3 protein-coding genes are annotated in these 3,878 nt (G+C 45.2%); 2 read left to right on the top strand and 1 reads right to left on the bottom strand.

Annotated elements, in window-relative coordinates; translation table 11 throughout:
• Window positions 1-23 precede the first annotated feature (23 nt).
• The gene (gene oxyR, locus RH88_RS10575; RefSeq protein ID WP_005595730.1) at window positions 24-911 is read right to left on the bottom strand and encodes a DNA-binding transcriptional regulator OxyR; all 888 of its coding nucleotides are present in this window, start codon (window positions 909-911) and stop codon (window positions 24-26) included.
• Between the two features lie 170 nt (window positions 912-1,081).
• On the opposite strand from oxyR, the gene RH88_RS10580 reads away from it, so the two are divergent.
• Together RH88_RS10580 and RH88_RS10585 are read left to right on the top strand one after the other, a co-directional pair.
• A complete protein-coding gene (locus tag RH88_RS10580; RefSeq protein WP_005595733.1) occupies window positions 1,082-1,810 on the top strand; it encodes a redoxin family protein in 729 nt (242 codons plus the stop codon).
• Window positions 1,811-2,037: 227 nt separating this feature from the next.
• The gene (locus tag RH88_RS10585) at window positions 2,038-3,510 is read left to right on the top strand and encodes a dihydrolipoyl dehydrogenase (RefSeq protein WP_005595734.1); all 1,473 of its coding nucleotides are present in this window, start codon (window positions 2,038-2,040) and stop codon (window positions 3,508-3,510) included.
• Window positions 3,511-3,878 lie beyond the last annotated feature (368 nt).

Here is a 3,878-nt window from a genome sequence, read left to right on the forward strand (position 1 = left end):
TTTTTTTATCTACTCATAAGATGCTATAGGCACAGTTTTTCTTTAATCGTCGCCGCCAATTGTTCAAAGCGCGCTTTAAATGGCGAACCTGCACGGTAAGCCACTACAATACTGCGCGTCGGCTCTGGATTGACTGCACGCACGTAGCAGACACCATCTTTCTGTTTTTCTTTCGGTGTCGCTAATTGTGGCAGCAACGTAATACCGCCACCTGCGGCCACCATATTACGCAGGGTTTCTAGACTGGTCGCTTTGAAGCGTTCGTCATCTTTCGCCCCTGCGGCAAAGCAAAAACCCAATGCTTGATCGCGTAAGCAGTGGCCATCACCCAAAGCCAAAACCGTGCGACCATTGAGCTCTAGCATATCGATTTCATCAAGTTGTGCCCATTCGTGATCACAAGGCACCGCCACACTCAGTGGTTCACTGTACACTTCAATCTCTTTGAATTGCGCCGTCTCTGCAACCGAAGCCAATACCAAACAATCCAACTTACCTTCTTCTAACTGACGCACCAATTGCTGTGTTTGCGCTTCATGCAGGTAAAGTTCCAATTCTGGAAACTGCTCTTTTAAGGTTGGCACGATACGCGGCAGAATATACGGCCCAACGGTAGGAATAAAACCAATGTGCATTGGGCCAGTCATTGCACCACTTTGATCGCTGGCCATATCACGAAATAATTTTATCTCGCTGAGAATTTTTTTGGCTTGCTCGACCAATTGCAATCCGGCATCGGTGAATAGTACTCGACGACTGCTACGCTCTAGTAGAGTCGTACCTAACTCGTCTTCTAGCTTACGAATTTGCCCGCTCAAGGTAGGTTGGCTCACATAGCAAGCCTCGGCGGCTTTGCGAAAATGCTTATGTTGAGCCAATGCAACAAGGTACTCAAAATCACGAATATTCATTATCTAAATCCCGTACAAATAGACTTAATAGGAATTAACTATCAAAACCATAGCATTAAACGATTAGAGCTATCAAAAGTTTTCTATAATAATGGGCTCAACAAAACGAAACAGAGCGGCAAAAAAGATTAAGCTCTGAACCGAATTATCCAATTATTAAGGAAACAATTATGTTTGCATCTAAAGAAGGTCAAGCGGTACCACAAGTTACTTTCCCAACTCGCCAAGGTGACGCATGGGTTAACGTAACTACTGACGAACTATTCAAAAACAAAACGGTAATCGTATTTAGCTTACCAGGTGCATTTACACCAACGTGTTCTTCAAGCCACTTACCTCGTTACAACGAGCTTTACTCTGTATTCAAAGAGAACGGCGTAGATGACATTCTATGTGTATCAGTAAACGACACGTTTGTAATGAACGCATGGAAAGCAGACCAAGAAGCGGAAAACATCACTTTCATCCCAGATGGTAATGGTGATTTCACAGACGGCATGGGTATGCTAGTTGATAAAAACGACCTAGGTTTTGGTAAACGTTCATGGCGCTACAGCATGCTGGTTAAAAACGGCGTGGTAGAAAAAATGTTTATCGAAGAAGACGTACCAGGCGACCCGTTCAAAGTTTCTGATGCTGACACAATGTTGAACTACATTGCACCTGAGCACAAAGAGCAAGAGTCAATCACTGTATTTACTAAACCTGGCTGTCCTTTCTGTATGAAAGCGAAACAGAACCTGATTGATAAAGGTCTGAACTATGAAGAAGTGGTACTAGGTAAAGACGCTACAACAGTAAGTCTACGTGCTATCTCTGGTCGCACGACGGTTCCTCAAGTCTTCATCGGTGGTAAACACATCGGTGGTAGCGAAGAGCTAGAAACATACCTAGGCTAATCTCTTAGTCTGATAGGCAAGTCATCACCCACGATGATTGGCCTATCATTATCCCAGACCTCAATGGTCTGGGATTTACTCCCAACAAACCTGAATTCCAATCTAGATAAGTAGCAATCCTTATCGAAGGGTTTCTATTTATCTAGATTTAATGAAATAGATTAACGAAATAAATTTCTCTCTAATCGGTTCAACTATCGGTAGAGAACTAAATGCGAGAATCCATTATGAAACAATTAACTGTTGATGTTGCCGTTATCGGCGGTGGTACGGCTGGTCTTGGTGCTTATCGTGCAGCGAAAGCGCATACTGATAGCGTGGTCATGATTGAAGGTGGCCCTTACGGCACAACTTGCGCACGTGTGGGTTGCATGCCATCAAAGCTGCTGATTGCGGCTGCTGAAAGTGTTCACCAGATCGAAAAAGCGCCGGGCTTTGGTATTCATCCTCAAGGCGAAATCATCATCAATGGTCGTGAAGTAATGGACCGAGTTAAACGCGAACGTGACCGCTTTGTTGGTTTTGTGCTTGAAGGGGTGGATGAGATCCCAGCACAAGATAAAGTGGCAGGCTTTGCTAAATTTATCGACAACAATACGATCATGGTTGATGACCACACCATCATTAAAGCAGAGCGCATTGTGATTGCGACAGGCTCTCGCCCTGCTTACCCTGCGGTTTGGAATGAGCTTGGTGATCGCCTTGTGATTAACGATGACGTATTTGATTGGGATGATCTGCCAGAATCAGTGGCGGTATTTGGCCCTGGCGTGATCGGTCTTGAACTGGGCCAAGCGCTGCACCGCTTAGGCGTAAAAGTGAAAGTCTTTGGCCTTGGTGGTCAAGTCGGTCCGCTGACGGATCCAGAAGTGATGGCTTACGCAACCAAAGCGTTCCAAGAAGAATTCTATCTTGATCCAAACGTGCAAGTAGAAAGCATGAAACGCATTGCGGCAACAAATGAAAGCGAAGCAGACAAGGTTGAAATTCAATTTATCAATCATGCTGGAGAGCTCGAAACCTTCGTGGTTGATTATGTGTTGGCGGCAACGGGTCGTCGTCCAAATGTCGATAAGCTGGATATTGAAAAGACCTCACTAGAGTTAGATGAGCGTGGCGTGCCAACGGCGGATTACTACACACTACAAACATCAGAGAAGAGCATCTTTATTGCGGGTGACGCAAGTAACCAGATTCCACTATTGCATGAAGCAGCTGACCAAGCGCGAATTGCTGGTGACAATGCAGGCCGCTTCCCTGATATGCGAGCAGGTCTGCGCCGCTCAGTGATTTCAGCGGTTTTCTCTGACCCGCAAATTGCGATGGTCGGTGAAACACGTAAGCAAATCGAAGCTCGCCTAGGTACTTGTGGTTGTTTCGCTATTGGTGAAGTCTCATTTGAGAACCAAGGTCGTTCACGCGTTATGCTACGTAACAAAGGCTTACTGCATGTTTATGGTGAGCAAGGTACAGGCCGCTTCCTTGGTGCCGAGATGATGGGACCAAATGCTGAGCACTTAGCGCACCTATTAGCATGGGCGCACCAGAACAAAATGACGGTATCAGAAATGCTCGATATGCCTTTCTACCATCCAGTGATTGAAGAAGGGGTTCGTACTGCACTACGTGACCTAAACGCAAAACTAAATCTAGGTCCTGAGATGATCAAGCACTGCCTAGATTGCGGCCCTGGCTGTTAATCATAACGCCTTCTCGCGACAAAACATCAGGAACAAAACATCGGGAATAAAAAAGCCTCGCAATTGCGAGGCTTTGTTTTATCTAATATCAATGCGCGAGCATTAATGCATGGCATGCAAGCTAACAGTCACGATGGCCGTTGCACCAATCACAAACCAGATTGAACCCATCACTAAGGCAGCTTTTAATTCTGTCGTCACTTTACTTCTCCTCACCTTGTCTCGCTGATTTGCGAGCAAAGCTTGTTTTGATTATTTTTTACAGCAGTAAAGGTACACCAATGACGTGCTACGAATTTATCACCAAGATTACTTTTCATTTTTGATCATCACTGCATTGCATAAGCTGTGATTAGTCAAAAGTGACC

Source organism: Vibrio scophthalmi LMG 19158 (assembly GCF_000222585.1).
In the GTDB taxonomy this organism is placed as follows: Bacteria; Pseudomonadota; Gammaproteobacteria; order Enterobacterales; family Vibrionaceae; genus Vibrio; species Vibrio scophthalmi.